The organism is Sphingomonas sp. (genome assembly GCF_003248515.1).
Classification (GTDB): Bacteria; Pseudomonadota; Alphaproteobacteria; order Sphingomonadales; family Sphingomonadaceae; genus Sphingomonas_I.
On sequence record NZ_QFOB01000008.1, the window covers coordinates 152,592 to 169,136 of the forward strand.

At 63.8% G+C, this 16,545-nt stretch carries 15 protein-coding genes; 3 read left to right on the forward strand and 12 right to left on the reverse strand.

What is annotated here, in order from left to right; all coding sequences use genetic code 11:
- The first annotated feature begins 91 nt into the window (after positions 1-91).
- Entirely contained in the window at positions 92-868 is a 777-nt protein-coding gene (locus DI605_RS14465; protein ID WP_293975275.1) for an SDR family oxidoreductase, read from the forward strand.
- On the opposite strand, the gene DI605_RS14470 is transcribed toward DI605_RS14465, so the two are convergent.
- Together DI605_RS14470 and DI605_RS14475 are read right to left on the reverse strand one after the other, a co-directional pair.
- On the reverse strand, positions 865-2,214 hold the full coding sequence (locus DI605_RS14470) for an MFS transporter (protein WP_293975278.1): 1,350 nt from the start codon (positions 2,212-2,214) through the stop codon (positions 865-867). The genes DI605_RS14465 and DI605_RS14470 overlap by 4 nt on opposite strands.
- Positions 2,215-2,341: 127 nt before the next feature.
- Positions 2,342-3,220 carry a 3-keto-5-aminohexanoate cleavage protein gene (locus DI605_RS14475; protein ID WP_293975281.1) on the reverse strand — a complete coding sequence of 293 codons (879 nt, stop codon included), beginning with the start codon at positions 3,218-3,220 and terminating at the stop codon, positions 2,342-2,344.
- A gap of 250 nt (positions 3,221-3,470) precedes the next feature.
- On the opposite strand from DI605_RS14475, the gene DI605_RS14480 reads away from it, so the two are divergent.
- Positions 3,471-4,316 (forward strand): hypothetical protein, encoded by an 846-nt coding sequence (locus tag DI605_RS14480; RefSeq protein ID WP_293975284.1) that lies wholly within the window; start codon positions 3,471-3,473, stop codon positions 4,314-4,316.
- A gap of 62 nt (positions 4,317-4,378) precedes the next feature.
- On the forward strand, positions 4,379-5,299 hold the full coding sequence (locus tag DI605_RS14485; RefSeq protein ID WP_293975287.1) for an amidohydrolase: 921 nt from the start codon (positions 4,379-4,381) through the stop codon (positions 5,297-5,299).
- Between the two features lie 71 nt (positions 5,300-5,370).
- On the opposite strand, the gene DI605_RS14490 is transcribed toward DI605_RS14485, so the two are convergent.
- From DI605_RS14490 to DI605_RS14535, 10 genes are all read right to left on the reverse strand, one after another.
- Positions 5,371-6,420, reverse strand: a complete 1,050-nt coding sequence (locus tag DI605_RS14490) for a TrkA family potassium uptake protein (protein ID WP_293975290.1) — start codon at positions 6,418-6,420, stop codon at positions 5,371-5,373.
- Positions 6,421-6,531: 111 nt separating this feature from the next.
- Positions 6,532-6,918: a DDE-type integrase/transposase/recombinase gene (locus DI605_RS14495; protein WP_293975333.1), complete on the reverse strand. Its 387-nt coding sequence runs from the start codon at positions 6,916-6,918 to the stop codon at positions 6,532-6,534.
- Between the two features lie 260 nt (positions 6,919-7,178).
- Positions 7,179-10,175, reverse strand: coding sequence for a TonB-dependent receptor (locus DI605_RS14500; protein WP_293975335.1), 2,997 nt, complete (start codon positions 10,173-10,175; stop codon positions 7,179-7,181).
- 177 nt (positions 10,176-10,352) lie between these two features.
- Positions 10,353-11,288, reverse strand: coding sequence for a 3-keto-5-aminohexanoate cleavage protein (locus DI605_RS14505; protein WP_293975293.1), 936 nt, complete (start codon positions 11,286-11,288; stop codon positions 10,353-10,355).
- 39 nt (positions 11,289-11,327) lie between these two features.
- Positions 11,328-11,798 carry a nuclear transport factor 2 family protein gene (locus DI605_RS14510; protein WP_293975296.1) on the reverse strand — a complete coding sequence of 157 codons (471 nt, stop codon included), beginning with the start codon at positions 11,796-11,798 and terminating at the stop codon, positions 11,328-11,330.
- Positions 11,799-11,899: 101 nt separating this feature from the next.
- The gene (locus tag DI605_RS14515) at positions 11,900-12,673 is read right to left on the reverse strand and encodes an aldolase/citrate lyase family protein (protein ID WP_293975298.1); all 774 of its coding nucleotides are present in this window, start codon (positions 12,671-12,673) and stop codon (positions 11,900-11,902) included.
- Between the two features lie 10 nt (positions 12,674-12,683).
- Positions 12,684-13,547, reverse strand: coding sequence for an amidohydrolase (locus DI605_RS14520; RefSeq protein ID WP_293975300.1), 864 nt, complete (start codon positions 13,545-13,547; stop codon positions 12,684-12,686).
- Positions 13,548-13,565: 18 nt separating this feature from the next.
- Entirely contained in the window at positions 13,566-14,489 is a 924-nt protein-coding gene (locus DI605_RS14525; RefSeq protein WP_293975303.1) for a hypothetical protein, read from the reverse strand.
- Positions 14,490-14,545: 56 nt separating this feature from the next.
- Positions 14,546-15,796 (reverse strand): MFS transporter, encoded by a 1,251-nt coding sequence (locus DI605_RS14530; RefSeq protein WP_293975306.1) that lies wholly within the window; start codon positions 15,794-15,796, stop codon positions 14,546-14,548.
- Between the two features lie 148 nt (positions 15,797-15,944).
- The coding region (locus DI605_RS14535) for an SDR family oxidoreductase (protein ID WP_293975309.1) at positions 15,945-16,545 on the reverse strand (601 nt) is incomplete at its 5' end.

Genomic DNA, 16,545 nt, shown 5'->3' on the forward strand with positions numbered 1-16,545 from the left:
CTTTCCGTACCACGAAAAGTTGGTGCCGGGCAGTTGATGCCACCCCGCCGTCGCGACACGCCGCACGCCACCGGTGGAGAGGAGAGAAACGATGGTCGACGAGCTTTTCGACGTGGCGGGCAAGGTTGCGCTGGTCACGGGCGGCACGAGCGGGATCGGGCGTATGATCGCGGAGGGATTCGTTCGTCGCGGCGTGAGAACCTACATATCGGCACGGTCTCCGGCAGCGGTGGAGGCGGCGGCGGCCGAAATTTCGGCGGGTGGCGGATCATGCGTCGGGATCGCCGCCGACCTGACCGATCCGACAGCGCCCGAGGCGCTGATCGCCGCGCTCCGCGCGCATGAGAATCGGCTCGATATCCTCGTCAACAATGCCGGCGTGAATGCGCGCGGATCGATTGCCGACGTGGACGCCCAAATCTGGGATGGCGTGCTGGACGTGAACCTGCGCGCGCCTTTCCTGCTCGTTCGTCAGGCCCTGCCGCTGCTCCGTGCCGCGGCGAGCGGGCAAGCCCATGCCAGCATCATCAATATCGGCTCGATCGGTGGCCTGCACATACCGGGCTGGGAAGCCTATCCCTATGGCGCGTCGAAGGCGGCGATCCACCACCTGACGCGCGCGCTTGCCAAGACGCTCGGTCCGGATCGGATCCACGTCAACGCCATCGCGCCAGGCCCCTTTCCGTCTGCGCGCATGGATGTCACTTCGGAAGCGATACGGCGGAGCATCGCCACCTATGTCCCGGTCAACCGGGCCGGCACGGCCGAGGATGCGCAGGGCGCGTGCATCTTCCTGGCCTCGCGCGCGGGCGCTTATGTCAACGGCTCCACGATCGCGCTGGATGGGGGCTATATCGCGGCGCTCTAGGCCCCGATGGCGAGCGCTTCCTCCTCGCCCGCGCCGCCCCGGCCTTCGCGGCGAAGGGCCGGCGTCACGAGGATGGCGACGGCGCCGACCAGCGCCACAGCCGCCATCGCGTAGAAACCCGCGCTGAAGCCCCCCGTTGACTCGCGCAGCACGCCGAACAGATAGGGCATGGTATAGCCCGCGAGATTGCCGAGCGTGGTGATGAGCGCAAAGCCGGCGGCGGCCGCCGCCCCGGTGACGAAGGTGCCGGGCAGCGTGAAGATCGTGTTGGAGCAGATCACCTGGCCCGAACTGGCCATCACCAGCCCCATCAGCGTGAAATAGACATTCCCGTTCGAAGCGCCGGCCAGATACAGACCCGCCGCCGAAAGGGCGAAGCCGAACGTGGCATGCCAGCGCCGTTCGCGCGTGCGATCCGAGTGCCGGGCGTTGGCGAACAGAACGAAACAGGGGATCAGCGCCAGCCCGGCGGCGATGAGCCCGGTTGAGAAGACCGATGTTCCACCCAGCTTCTGGATCACGGTCGGCAGCCAGAACTGGATGCCATAGAGCGTGGAGAGATTGGCGAAATTGGCGACGATGACGCACCAGATGTTCGGATTGCGGAACGCGCTGGAGAAGCGGTGGCGGCCGGCATGGATATGCGCCTGCGCCTCCGCTGCGAGATCGGCGATCACCAGCGCCTTCTCGTCGGCGTCTAGCCACTCTGCGTCGGCCGGGCCGTTGCGCAGGCGCACGATCAGCACGATGCCCAGGATCGTGGCCGGCAGCCCTTCGATTACGAACACCCACTGCCAGCCGGCCAGCCCGGCAAGGCCGTTCATATAGCCCATGATCGCACCGGAAAGTGGGCTGCCGATCATCGAGGCCAGCGTCGAGCCGAGAATCATCACGGCGATCGCCTGCGCGCGCAGCCGGCTGGGGAACCAATAGGTCATGAACAGCAGCGCGCCAGGATAGAATCCCGCTTCCGCAATGCCAAGCACAAAGCGGATGCTATAGAATTGCACCGGCGTCTGCACGAACATCGTCGCGGCCGAAATCAGGCCCCACACGATCATGATACGCGCCAGCCAGAGGCGCGCACCCACGCGATGGAGAATCATGTTGCTGGGTATTTCGGTCAACGCGTAGCTGATGAAGAATATGCCCGCACCGAAACCATACATCGCTTCCGTCAGCCCGATCGCGCCGCTCATCTGCAGCTTGGCGAATGCGACATTGACGCGATCGATATTGGCGAAGAGATAGCCCAGCAGCAGCAATGGCAGGAAACGCCACGCGATCCGATTATAGACGCGCAGCCGAACCTCGTCGGTTACACTCGCTCTGCCGATCAGGTTCATCGAAGTCCTCGCCCTTATTCTTGATATGAGAATGGCCTCGTCTTGCGATCGGCGGCAAGCTGACGCCACCGAAGTTCCAACAGGCGAAAAGTTGTCTGCGCGGGCAGGGCGCGCGCCCCGCGGCGGATCAGCGTGGCGGCAGATCCAGCATGATCCGCGCCTCGTCTGGCGTCGCCGGCTCTTGGCCGAGCAGGTCGAGCAGCTGCACGGCCTGCGCCACCAGCTCCGCATTGCCCCGCGTCAGCTGTCCCCGACGGATGTAGATATTGTCCTCCATCCCGACGCGCACCTGCCCTCCCAGCAATTTCGCGCCCGCCAGCATCGGATAGGAATGACGCCCGACGCCGAAAGCGGACCAGACCGCGCCCGCAGGCAGCAGCGATCGCATGTAGGAAAGCGTATCGATCGTTGCCGCGCAGCCATATTTCACGCCGGTGACGATCTGGAAGAAGGGCCTGCCGGGGATCAGCCCTTCGGCCAGAAGATCGTTGGCCAGATGTATGTCGCCGCTGTCGAAGACTTCGAGTTCCGGCTTCACACCCGCCCCGACGATCGCCTCGGCCATCTTGCGCACATTGCCCGGCGTGTTGATCACCACCTGCCCGGCGGAATTCATCGTGTTGAAATCCAGCGAGCACAGATCCGGCCTGAGCGCCACGACATGTTCGACCCGGCGTAGCGGATGGACGAGCGTGGTGCCCGGCCCGGCGACGCGCGGCTCCTCCTCGGATGGCATGAAACGGCCGCCCTCGCCGGTCGTCAGGTTGACGATCAGATCGCTGCCGCTGTCCCGGATCCGGTCCACCACCTCGCGATAGAGATCGATGCGCATCGAGGGCAGGCCGGTATCGGGTTCGCGCACATGGATATGGACGATGGCGGCGCCGGCCCTGCGGGCCTCGATCGCGGCGTCCGCAATCTGGCGCGGCGTGATCGGCAGCGCGGGATGCTGATCGGGTTTCACGAGATTGCCGGTGAGCGCGCAGGAGATAATCGTCTTGGTCATGGGTCTGGGGTTCCGGGCCGCGCGGTGCGGCGGAGGCCGGTTTGCGGATCGGGGCGGGGGCGCGCAAACCGCCAGACGAAGCTTTTCACGGCCCGGAAAGCCCGAACTCGCGACTTTTTCATCCGGAATGCCTCCGCGAATAACGCGGCGAGAGACAAGGCCGGAGGGGCTTCATGGCACGGGCGACCATAAAAAAGGCGGAGGAGGCGGATATTCGCCACGCGCGGCACGGCGCGACGGGATCCCGCGCATGAGCGCGGCGCGGCAGGCCACGGGCGGCTGGCACTATCGGGAAGCTCCGCTGGCCGATGTCGACGCGGGCGCACACAGCTGGATCACGCGTGGCGCGAATTTCGTTTCGGTCGTCACCCGCGCGCCGGCCGGCACGGCGCTGCGGCGGGCGGACAATCCGGACGAATATATGGTCGTCACGCATGCGGTGGGCGTCACGATCAGCGCGGGCGGCGAGACGATCATCGTCGAGCCAGATAGCGTGGCGATCGTCCCGCCCGGGGCGAGCAGCGTCACGCTTGCGGCGGAAGGCGAGGTGGTCCGCATCTTTTCCAGCAACGCCGCAGATCTCGCGGCCCGGGCCTCCAATGCGCAAGCCTATGACCGGCATCCGGAGGACGTGGCGCCGCTTGATCCCTGGCCGATGCCGGTGGGCGGCTATCGCCTGCGCACATATGCGCTTGCCGATCATGTTCGCGAAGGCACGAACATGCGGATCTTCCGTTCGCGCAACATCATGGTCAACGTGATGCTGCCGCGTGTCGTGCCGCGCGACACAGCGAAGCTGACGCCGCATTCCCATGCGGATTTCGAGCAGGGATCGCTCGCCATCGGCGGCACCTACATCCATCACCTCCGCTATCCCTGGACGCCGGATCTTGAGGAATGGCGTGCGGATGAGGCGGTCCGGATGGACAGCCCGTCGATCCTCATCATCCCGCCGACCGTGATCCACACGAGCCGGAATGTCGGGGAGGCGCCGGGGCTGCTGATCGATGTGTTCGCGCCACCCCGCGCCGATTTCTCGCGCCGCGAGGGGCTCGTCGCCAATGCGGCGGATTATCCGGCACCCGACGGCATCTGATCCGCAGGCGGCACCACCCCGGCGATCGAACAGGAAAGCGCGATGCGTTGGAGAGATACGAAATGACCGGCGAGATCATTCGCCTCTATGATACGCACGCCCATCTGGTCTCGGATGACGAGATTACATATCCGCGCAGCTATCCATTTGAAAACACGTCGCTGCGCATGCCGCGCACGCCGGGCACGGTGGGCAATCCCGGCGGCATGCACGGCCCCCATCCCGTCAACGCCAAGCCGACCGCCGAACAGATGCACCGCTGGATGGCGGAGGAGAATGTCGTGGGCATCGCCGCCGTGCAGAAGGGCATGATCTACGGCACGGACAACAGCTATATCGTCGATGCGGCCGATCTCTTTCCGGGTGAGATGCGGGCGATCATCATCGTCGATCCGCAGGCACCCGAAACGCCGGAGATGGTGCGCCGCTATGCCGGGCGCGGGATCGTCGGCATCCGTTTCTTCGGTGTCGGCGTGCAGGACAAGAAGGCGTGGCTGAGTTCGCCGCAGGCGATCGGCATATGGAATCTCGCCGCCGAGCTCGGCCTGCTGGTGGATATCGAAGCGCCCGCATCCGGCGGCGACGAGCTGATCCCGGTGATCGAGGGGATGGCAGATCGCCTGCCTTTGCGGATCGTGCTGGATCATCTGTTCCTGCCCGATTGCACCTTGCCGGATTTCGGGATCGACGCGCGCTTCGACGGCTTCGCTGAGCGGGATAACATCTCCGTCAAGTTCACCTCGCTCAGCATGGATGTGATCCGTGAAAAAGGGGTCGCTCCCGAAGCGGTGTTGCGTCGCGCGGTGGATTTCTACGGCGCGGATCGCGTCATGTGGGGATCCGACATCGGCACCTCGTCCGGAACCTACAAGGAGATGATCGCCCGCGCGATCGATTCCGCGAAACTGCTGACGCTGGATGAGCGCCGCCGCGTGCTCCACGATACCGGCCGCCGCATCATGCTCGGGCGATGCGGGGAATAGAAGATGATCTGTTCGCGCATTGCGCCGGGCGGCGCTGCGCCGTCATCCTCGAAGAAGGCGGCCGAAGCCGCCTAGATCCTCGTCCCTCGCTCCCCGGCCGGCACGACCTCGATGATCTCGTCACCGGGTTGCAGCGATGCGGCGCCGTCTTCCCAAAACCCGATCACGGCTTCGCCCCGATGGATGCGTAGCCCCAGCCCAGGGTGCACGGCTGAGAGCGGCTGACCGATTTCCGCATCTTCGACGGCTCTCTGCCGAAGCGCCACCCGGCCATCACAGGCGGCGAGATCGGAAATATAATCCGCGATATGCTCGCCATGGGTGGAACCGGCCAATAGAAGGCCGGCGAAGCTGGCCGGGTTGATGACGGTGTTCGCGCCCGCTTGCCGGGCCAGGGGCTCATTGTCCTCCGAACGGATGATGACGCTGATCGGCGTCCGAGGCGCCAGCCGCCGCGCCGTCAGGACGATCAGGATGGATGTGTCGTCCCGCCCCGCCGAAACGATGATCGAACGTGCCCGATCGACATGCACCGCCTCCAGCATCGCATTTCGCGTGGCGTCGCCATGGATGACGTTGAGGCCGCAGGATTCCGCGGCCTCTATCGCGCCCGGGCGTTCGTCGATCACCACGATATCGGCCGGATCAGACCCACGCCTGATGAGTTCGCCCACCGCCTCCGATCCGGAGGTGCCATAACCCGTGACGACGACATGGCCCCGCAATTCCCGCTGGATCATACGCATGCGCCAACGCTCCCAGACGCGCTTGAACAGAAAATCATAGGCCGTCCCCAGGAAGATCAGCCAGACGAATAGCCGGATCGGCGTCACGACGAACGTGTCGAACAGCCGCGCCCGCTCCGTTACCGGCACGATGTCGCCATAGCCGACCGTCGTGATCGTGATCATGGTAAAATACAGAACGTCGATGAAGCTGATGGCACCGTCATTGTCGCGCAGCCCGCCCCGATCGATCCAGTGGCCGGCCAGCGCGATTCCGATCAAGCCAACCGCCAGCCCCACGCGCCACATCATCGAAACCCAGACGGGCGTGGCGCTCCGGCGCCTGAGTGCGGGTTCGGCCTTCAGCCGGGCATGGGGGAAGAGCAAGCGGCGCATCGGCTTCACTCTAGCGATACGGGAGCGAGAGCGTGAGCACCGTCATAGCTGCTGTAGGTCTGATGCGAACTCGTCTCCATACGATGCGGGTTGGTCTTGGAAGCTGGCGCGCTAGCTCGCGAGATTTTGCCACTCAGCCGGGGCGGTTGAGCGACGGAGATTGTAGGTCTGGCGATCGGCGTTCTGGCGTTCTAGATTCAAGTGGTTGTGGACGTTGGCATGGACCGAGCCGAACTTCTGCAGGCTTGCCATTCGTCGGAACCGCAGCATCGCCCGTTCTCGCCGTCGGAGCGATAGGTGCGCGTTCTCTGCCCGGTTTTTGGCCCAATGGGCCACATCCTGCTTATCCGGGTTGCGGAGTTCGACCATAGCCACGCGGTAGGAGCGCAACCCGTCTGCGGTGGTTGCTTCCGGTGAGCCATGGCGCTTGGGTGCCTTCTTCATGAAGCGGAGCGCTGCATTCTTGTCGCGGGTCCTGGTCACATAGCTTTCGAGGATCTACCTTCCTGATCCCCCGTTCGCCAGAGATTAGGCCATTTCGCCATTGAGCTTCACGTTTATCTCATCGAGATGCCATCACCAATGCCGGTAGGCTCGCATCCGGCTGACCCGCTGTCTACGGATGTCGCCGGCGAACATCGGTCCGAATCTGTTCTACCAGAGCCGCACCCGTTCAGATCGACCGAAAACCGCTTTAGCCGGTTCATGCCGCGCGTTTAGCATAGCTTGATGTGCCGCGGCGACGCCGCAGTGAATTGTTATCCAACTTTCGCTCTTATTCCGATCCGGAAAGCCCGGCCGATCGGATCGAAGTGAAGGGCGTTGCCGAAAAGGCGAAGCTGCGAGGGCTCATCTTTGTCGAATACGTTGTTGATGGCGCCGAAAATTTCATAGCGGTCAGCGCCGCTGGCGTCTGGTATCTTGATGGTGGCGGTCAGATCCAGATAGAACCGCGCGGAGACGCGATTGATGTTGATGCTGTTCGGCAAGTTGACATCATATCCATCGTCCTCCGGCCCGATCTTCGTGGAGTCCAGGATACCTTTCGGAATGTAACGGCCGTGGGCGGTTATGGCCCATCGTTCGCGCGAATAGGTGACAAGGCCGTCCAGCTTCCATCGCGGCACGCCCTGAATGTTGGTGATCGATCCGCTATTGCCTGTCACGTCATCCAGTTGCGTGACCACTCCCGTCGCGCCGATCGTGGACAGATCGATGACGTAGTTTCCATTGATCTGCAGATCAACGTTTCCGCCGAGCATCGGGATGCGGTAATCCATCACCAATTCCAGCCCCTCGGCATGCAGCTTGCTGAGGTTCTGGAAGTTCGAGAAGACCGTGTTGATCGATCCATTGGTGTTAAAGGTGATGAGATTGCATAACAGGTTGGTCTGTTTGCAGGCTGTGGCGATGATCGGGCCTGACAGGGAGTCGATCGCGCCCTTCACCTTGATGTCGTAATAATCGACCGACATGTTGAACCGGGGCAGAAAGCCGGGTCGCAGCACGACGCCTGCGGTAAACGTGTCGCCTTTCTCCAGCCGCAGATTGGGATTGCCGCCGGCGACGATCGTCTGCAGCGTGGTGGCGCCGACGAAAGGATCCGCCAACGGGAGCGTCGTGGTGGTCGCGTTCGGGCTCGATTCCTGCGCGGTAGGTGCGCGAATGTCGCGCGATCGCGTCACGCGAAATGTCAGCCCGCTGACCGGCGTGTAGACGCCCCCCGCCTTCCACGTGGTCGCGTTTCCGAACGGCTCGTAGTGCGTCCAACGGACCGCGCCGTCTATGTCGAGCGCCTGGCCAATCACGGAATCCTTCAACAGCGGCACACCGGCTTCGAGATAGCCTTCGACCACAGAGGTTCTGGTAAACGGCAGGGCGGTGGTGCCGGCCTGAATGTAATTTCCGGCCAGCGTGTTAGCATCGGCGCTCCCCTCCGCCGTATCGCGCCGCCACTCGCCCCCGCCGGCAATCTTGACCTCGCCGGCCCAGGTGCTGAACGGCGAGCCGCGCAAATTGAGGGCGGCTGCGTGCTGCTGATACGTGCGCGATTGCGTCTCCGTCACAAGGTAGCGATCAACCGCCGCCTGACTTACCTGTCCGAAGCCGAACAGATTGATCGGGATACAGCCGTTGCCCGGCTGCGTCAGGGTGGTGCGGCAGATGATCGTACCGGCGGCGATGCCGGGCAACCCGGCGGGGGCGAGCACGGCATCAACGCCGTCATTCCACTCCTTCAGGCGTGATCTGCGATCAACGACATGGGAGGTGACGCGCCCGTACGTATAATAGGTATCCCAGTTCCATCCGCCGCCGAGATCACCCTTCAACGCGATGGCGCCGCGATACGTGTTGAGCGTGCTCTTCGCCAATGCCACAGGGCCGATCGCGAAGCTGGAGGAATTGACCAGCAGCTTGGTGATGCCGGGATCGGCCGCCAGCACGGCAGCGCGGGTTGCGGCCGACAGGTAAGGATTGTTGATGTCGATCGTCGCAGGCGAATCCTGCACCGGGGTCGTCGCGGTCGGCCCGCCTACGACGTGTGAATAGATGAACTCGGTGGAGAGGCTGATCGTATCCGTAACCTCGTAATCGCCATGTATGATGCCGGAATAATGCTTGGTTGGCACCACCAGTGGCGTTGGGCTGAACCCGAGCAGATATGGCTGCGTGGGATCGCGAAGCTGTTGGAACAACCCGCTGAGGTAATTGCCGAACGTATAAGGGATAAGGTTGCCGCCTGCATCGAACTGCTTGCCGCGTAAGGCAGCAGGCAGGGAGGTGGCGCCGGTGTTGAGGACCTGCTGTCCGAGCGTGATAGTCCCGCCGGCGCCGTTCGACTTGACGGCGCCGGAGAGGATGCCGTTCTCGTTCTGCACGAACATGACATTGTCCAGAACGAGAGTGGCAGGAAGGCCGTTCGTGCTGGTCCGCGTAGCGGTGTTGTAGCCAGGATTGGCGATATAGTTCGTGTATTTCGAACACCACGAACGTTGCTCGCACGTGCCGACGCCAAATTCACGTGAATATTCTGCTGCGGCTACGATGTGGCCGCGCCCGCCTGCAAAGTCCCGACCTCCAGCCATGGCGGCATAGAGGCTGCGTCCATCGCCGCGCTGGCTGATGCCGGCATTCACTTCGGCCTTCAACCCTTGCAACTTGTTGTCGAGGATCAGGTTCACCACGCCGGCGACGGCGTTCGCGCCATAAGCCGCCGATGCGCCTCCGGTCACGACCTCGGATCGCTGAACGAGAATGGACGGAATGCTGTTCAGATCGACGGTGCCGTTATCGCTGCTCGCTACGAAACGGCGACCATCCACCAAGGTGAGCGTCCGCGTGGGGCCAAGGCCGCGCAGATCCAGCGTCCGCGCGCCGATATTGCCGGAGACACGAAAGGAATTGGCGGCAGGCGAGCTGATCGCGCGGAATGATGGCAACTGGTTCAGCGCATCGCCGACGTTGCTGATCGCAAGCTGTCGCACGCGCTGATCGCCGACGACGTTAACCGGCGTGGGCGCATCATATCCCGCGCGGCCGAGGCGGGAGCCGGTCACGACGATGTCGGTGCCGACGCCGTCTTCGGCCGACGGCGCGTTGGATGCCGCGGCAGCCCCGGGGGGCGGCGACAGGCCAGGCGTGGTGGTATCGCCGGGCGCGGAAGAAGGCTGCTGTGCCGGCGCTCCCTGTGCCAGGACGGGAACCGCGCACGTTGCCGCTGCAAGGGCGATTGCTGCGCTCGATGTGCGAAGCATGAGCACGACACAAGGCTTGGCCAATCCTGTTCTCCCCGGAAGGACCGATGCAGTGCTCGGTCATTGTATTGCGATAGCTATAGGCGACTTCGGTCCGGCGTATTTGACCAGAAAGGCGGGCGTTCTTGATGGCAAATCGGCCGCCTCCGCCGAGACGTGACGAGACACTGCCCGAAACTAAAAGCCGACTCCGTCACGGCCCTTAAGATCCAGCATCGCGCGTGCTTCGGCCGGGGATGCAATCTCTCGGCCCATAGCTTCAAGAATGGTTCGGATCCGCTTCACCTGTACGGCATTGCTTTCTGCCAGCACGCCGCGATCGATGAACAGGCTGTCCTCAAGACCCACCCGCACGTTGCCGCCCAGTAGTGCGCTCTGCGTGCAGAATGGAATTTGCTGGCGGCCGGCAGCAAATGCCGAGAAGACATAATCCTCCCCGAACAGGCTGTCCGCAATCGTCACCATATGCGCCAGGTTGCGCGGGTCAGGCCCTATCCCGCCCAAAATCCCGAACACGCCTTGGATCAGGAAGGGCGGCTTCACGAGCCCGCGGTCGACGAAGTGCGCCAGCGTATAAAGATGGCCGATATCGTAGCATTCGAACTCGAAGCGGGTGCCGAACGCCTGCCCCACCTCCACCATGATGCGTTCGATATAGGCGTTGCTATTGAACATGATGCGGTCGCGCGAACTTTCCACATAGGGGCGTTCCCACGCATGCTGCCACGTGCCGACCCGTTCCGCGGCGCCGCTGAAATCGAAGATCAGCGGGCCCATGTTAAGCGAGCAGAGCTCGGGCCGGAATGCCTTGGCCGCCTCGATCCGTTCGTTCAGCGACATGGTGGCCGATCCGCCTGTCGAGATATTGACGATCGCATCGCACGATCGGGCGATGTGCGGCAGAAAGGCGGCGAAATGCTCCGGGCTGGGGCTTGGCCTGCCGTCTTCGGGATTACGGGCGTGGAGATGAAGGATCGCCGCGCCCGCTGCTGCGGCTTCGATGGCGGAGTGTGCGATCTCGTCCGGCGTGATCGGCAGATGCGGCGACATCGACGGCGTATGGATCGAGCCCGTCGGCGCGCACGTGATGATGATCTTGCCGGACTTACGCATGAGCGCGTCTCCGGCGCTTGCTGAGCGACTGGCGCATCTTCACGACCCGGCGTCTTCATTGTCCAGGTTGGGATTGGTGATCGGCGTGTCGCCTTCGAACAGATGCTCGAAGCGGCGGAACGTGCACAGCCACCGACCATCCTGCGCGCGGATATATCGATCGGTCGCAAGCGAGATCGTGATCGGCGGGTGCGTGGGCAAGATGCGCGTGCCGTTCGCTGCATAGAGGAACAGATAGTTCGTCGCCTCCGCCGTATCCGCCGAGGTGAACCACGCACGGAAATTCGTGAAGCTGTGCACTGCCAGCCGAGGGCCTTGCGCAAGGCGCCAATCGTAGAATTGCTGGATCTTGGCGCGGCCGTGATAGGCGGCGAGCTGCCCCTGGAACACGGCGTCTTCGGTATAGTAAGTGTGCGCGTTCCGACCGGCATTGGCATCGATTTCGTGCCAATAATCGGCAAGCTGGAGCGACAGCGTCGCGTTCAATTGCAGCAATTCCGTGTCGCGCATTCGGCTGTCCTTCCGTTTCGGGCCTTGCCGGCATGGCGGCGATGGCGACGGCGGGCTTTCCCGGGGCGGCGGCGAAACTTGTCCGCAGAGAAGCGCGAGTGTCAGCTGGCAGAGAGCGCCGCGCATTGGGCAAGGGCCGCGCTGCGCATCAAACCCTGATCGGAGGAAACGATGAAACCGGTGACACCGGCTGCCGTCAGCCAGTCGCTCTCCTCGCCCGCCATCGAGCCCACGTGGGCGAGCAGGGGCACGTCGTGTCGCTTCGCTGCCTCCGCAATCCGCATTACGATGTCGCGGATCTCGGGCGCTATCACGGATGCGGCTCCCATGCTGGCGGCAAGATCGCCACGCCCGATGAAAGCGCCGTCAAGACCCTCGATCCCGAAGATCGCGTCGATCTGATCGATGGCGGCGGCATCCTCGATCATGGCGAGAACGGTGACGTTGGCATCGGCCGCTTCGATATGCTCGCGGATGCCGAGCGCGCCATATCGCCCGGCACGCGGCGAATTGGAAAAGCCGCGTGTTCCTCCGTCATAGCGGCATGCCCGGACGATCCGCTCCAGCATCGCCGCACTGGTCACATGCGGAACCAGAACCCCGGTCGCTCCGCAATCCAACACCGAAAGAAGATGCGCCGGGTCGTCCGAGGGCACGCGCACCAGGCCGGCGATCCGCGCGGCGCGAGCGGCGAGCAGCATGACATCGATATCGGTGCGGCCGAACGGCGCATGCTCGGCATCGATGACGACGAAATCAAAGCCGACTCCGCCCAAAATCTCGGTTGCGTGCACGGTCGGCGTCTTAAGGAATGTCCCCAGCAGCCTTTCGCGCGAGGCGAGGCGATTCCTGAAGCTCGGCTCTCTTTCGATCATCTGGAATGCCTCACCCGAAATAGAATTTGAGGGCGGTGCGTGAGATCGCGTCGCGTGCGCGCGGATCCGGAACCCACCGTTTGAACGCGTCGATCACGTCGCGGTAACGCACCGCGGGCTCGTGGCCGACGAAGGGCGCATCGCTCCCCCAAAGAAGTCGTTCCGTCCCGGCGTTCGCCAGCAGTACAGGCGCGATCCGATCCGCCAGCGCATCACCATCGGCGGCGACAGGGCGGCCTTCGAACGGCAGATCGTGCAGACGGAAGCCGCCGGACAGCTTGATCCACGTCCGCCCCATCTCCACCGATCGCAGCGTGCGGGCGAAGCCGAAACACTCCTCCGCGCGGGAAGGATCGGGATGTGCGAAATGATCGAGGACGATCCGTACCCCGCTGGCTTCAAGTGCGGTCAGTACCGGATCCAGACGATCCGCCTCCACCGCAACATGCACGTGCCATCCCAGATCGGCGACGCGGCGGAGCAGCAGGCGATAATCGTCACCCGAAAGATCGGGGAGATCGGGACGTCGGGCGAGTTGCAGGCGGAGGCCGACAATCCCATCCGCAGCCATCCTGTCCAACGTATATCTGTCGGTATTCGGCGGGAGGATCGCAGTGCCACGCAGGCGCTTGTGCCGGCGCAGCGCTTCGATCATGTAATCGTTATAGAATCCCGAAATGCTGATCCCTGCGACGATCCCGAAGTGCACTCCGTGCGCACTCAGTAAGCGAAGATAATCTTCCGCCTCGAAACCGTAGTCCGGTCGGTTCCAGGCGCCGGCGGCGATCGGCAGATCGGCCTGGAAGATGTGGGCGTGGCAATCGACAAGTGGCGCGTCATGCGCCTCCAGCGATGTCATCCCGCGATCGGTCACAGCGCTCGTCAAGAGGCGTCACACAGGGTAGTCTGCGGCATTCAGCACCCATCCCGACATGTCCGAAAAATCCTGCCGGGGTGGGCTGAAGATGTCCACGAGCAGATTGTTGTCGGGCGCGACCGAAGCCGAGGTATGAATTGCGTGCGGCGGGATCACGGCGACGGAGGGTGCGGGGCAGAGCATATGCTCGTCTTCGCGCCAATGCGCCGCATTCTCGGTCCACGGCCATCGTAGATGGTGCATGTAAGCGCCGCCCATCGCCAGCGAGCATTGCTCGAAATCGAGATGGTGGTGCGGCGAGAGTTTGGCGGGATCGCGCGGACCTACGGGATCGAAGACGTTGACCATGAACGTGGTGCAGCGCCAGATCCGTCCGAACCGGCCCTTCTCCGGCGGCACATCCAGGCTGTAGGCGCGGGTATGGAAACCCCCGGGAGGCTCGGGCCAGCGCTTCAGTGGCGGGATATGCGGCTGGGGATCGGCATAGGTCGAGGCATTCGCGCACAGCGCGGCGAGATCGTCAGATGCGGAGGTGAACATCCGCACGAATTCGCCACCTTCGGGAAAGGTGATGCGGCTTTCGCCCGGAGGAACGAACGCGATGTGATAGCCCGGAACGTCGACAGTCTCAGTGCCGGCCAAAACGATGGCACGGGGTTCCTGCGCCTCGATCAGCAAAACATATTCGTCCGGCTGCGCGGTGCGCGCAAAGCTGCCGCCCGGCTTGGCCAGAGTATAGGCAACGATGAAATTCTGTCCCCGCGCGAGCCAGGTTCGGCCATTCTCGTCGTCGATCTGAGGCGCGATCTCCCCGAACAACACGTATGAAGAAGGCCCGAACGGCTGCCCGCTCGCAGCCTTCGAAGAAACGGCGGCCTGTGCCGTAGCAAGGCCGGATCGCGGATCACTTGCCGCGTACATCGATGCGTCTGTTGCCATCGTTGGGCCCTCGTCAGTCGCCGGCGCAGTGCCGGAAGGTGATGTGATGTGGCGCTTCAGATGGTCTGGGGCGGCGCAAGCGTCGGCGCCCGAACCGCAGCCGGCGAAGCCTCGGCGAGATCATCCAGATTCTGCAGCTTCCGACCGGCGGTTTCGGGCAGGAACAGCGTCGCTATGATCGCGCACGAAATGGACAGGATCGCCATGATCGCCATCGCGGCACTCAGCGGCAGCGATCGCGCGACGATCGCCACGCCCATGATGAAGACCGCACTGGTGGCCCGTCCGAAATTGTAGGCGAACGCCTGACCCGTGCCGCGGATCTCGGTTGGGAAAAGTTCGGTGAAATAGGGCGCGAACGACGCGTAGATACCGAACTGGAAGAAGCCATAGATCGCGCCGAGCGGCATCAGCACCGCCAGCGAGTTTCCCCACGGACCGAAGAGATAGATGGACGATGTGATGATGAAGCCGAGGCCGTACAGGCGGAACACCTGCCGCCGGCCGATACGATCGCTGACGGCCGCGTTTACGAGAAAGCCGAAGAAGCCGCCCAGACTGTTGAACAGCACGCAGTAACCCGCCACCGAGGTCGACAGACCACGCTCCACATGGAGGAACGTCGTCAGATAGTTGCTGACAGCGAAGCCCGCGCCTTGCGCCCCCACGGCCAGCAATGCGGCAAGGCACGTGATGCGGATCACCGACGGCTGGAAGATGCTGCCGAGCCCCACCCGCCGGCCTACAGCGCGTGAGTGCGCGCGGGCCTGCTTGAACACTTCGGAATCGTCGCTGCCACGACGGACGAAGAAGACGAGAACCGCCGGCGCAATCCCGAGCCAGAACACCACCCGCCAGGCATAATCGGCGGGCAGGGCCGCAGCGACGGGGCCTGCCAGCAGCGCGGCGATCCCCGAGCCGACAGCGCCTCCTGATGCCACGGTGCCGAGTATCTTTCCGCGATGAGCGGGATTGATCATCTCGCCGAGGAGCACCGCGCCGACCGCCCATTCCGCCCCGAAGCCGATCCCTTCCAGCACCCGGATGACGAGCAGCTGTTCGTATGAATTCGCGAAACCCGAGAGGAACGAGAAGAAGGAAAACCAGAGGATCGTGATCTGCAGGATCCGGGCCCGGCCATATCGATCGCACAGCCAGCCGCCCAGCCAGCCGCCGATCGCAGCCGCGAAGTAATTCGCGCTTGCGATCGCGCCGGCCTGTGCCAGCGTCATGCCGAAAGCGGCGATCAGGAACGGGATGAGATACTGGAAGACAAGCCCGTCGGCGGTGTCCAGGGCCCAGCCCAAGCTGCATGTCCAAAAGACGCGGCGCGTCTTCGGCTCCATCTCTCGATACCACGTCGTCATCGCGACACTCCTGACAGAGCGCGTGCCAACAGACTTGACCGATCCGGCCGTCGGAGTTGTTCAGAGCGTTTCTCGGTGAGACCCGGCATCATAGCCCGCCGGAAACCGGCAGGATCGCGCCGGTGATGTAGGAAGCCCGATCCGACGCCAGAAACATCACCGCGTCCGCGACATCTTCGGCACGGCCGGCCCGACCGATCGGCGCCCTCGCGGCGCCGGCTTCCAGCCGGCCGGGCCGGTGCATCTCGGTATCGATCGGCCCTGGCGACACGGCGTTGACGCGAACGCCTTCGGGGCCGACCTCGCGGGCCAGGCCAATGGTCAGGCTGTCCAGACCGCCCTTCGATGCCGCATACCAGACGAACTCGCCGGCCGAACCGTAAGCGGCGGCGCGGGACGAGACCAGGACGATCGCGCCGCCCGCTCCGCCGTGCCGCGTCGACATACGGCGTACCGCCTGCGCGCTGCACAGGATAGCGCCGCGCAGGTTCACGTCCAGCACAGTGTCGATCGTTTCCGCCGTAGCATCGGCCAGTGCGGAGTGTGGGCCGGTAATACCGCTGTTATATGTCATCACAGCCAGCCGCCCCAGGCGATCGACCGACTCGAACAAAACGGCCGGATCGGTGCCGCTGGCGGCGTCGAAATGCAGGGCGGTCGCCCGCCCGCCATCGGCCTCGATCTCGGTC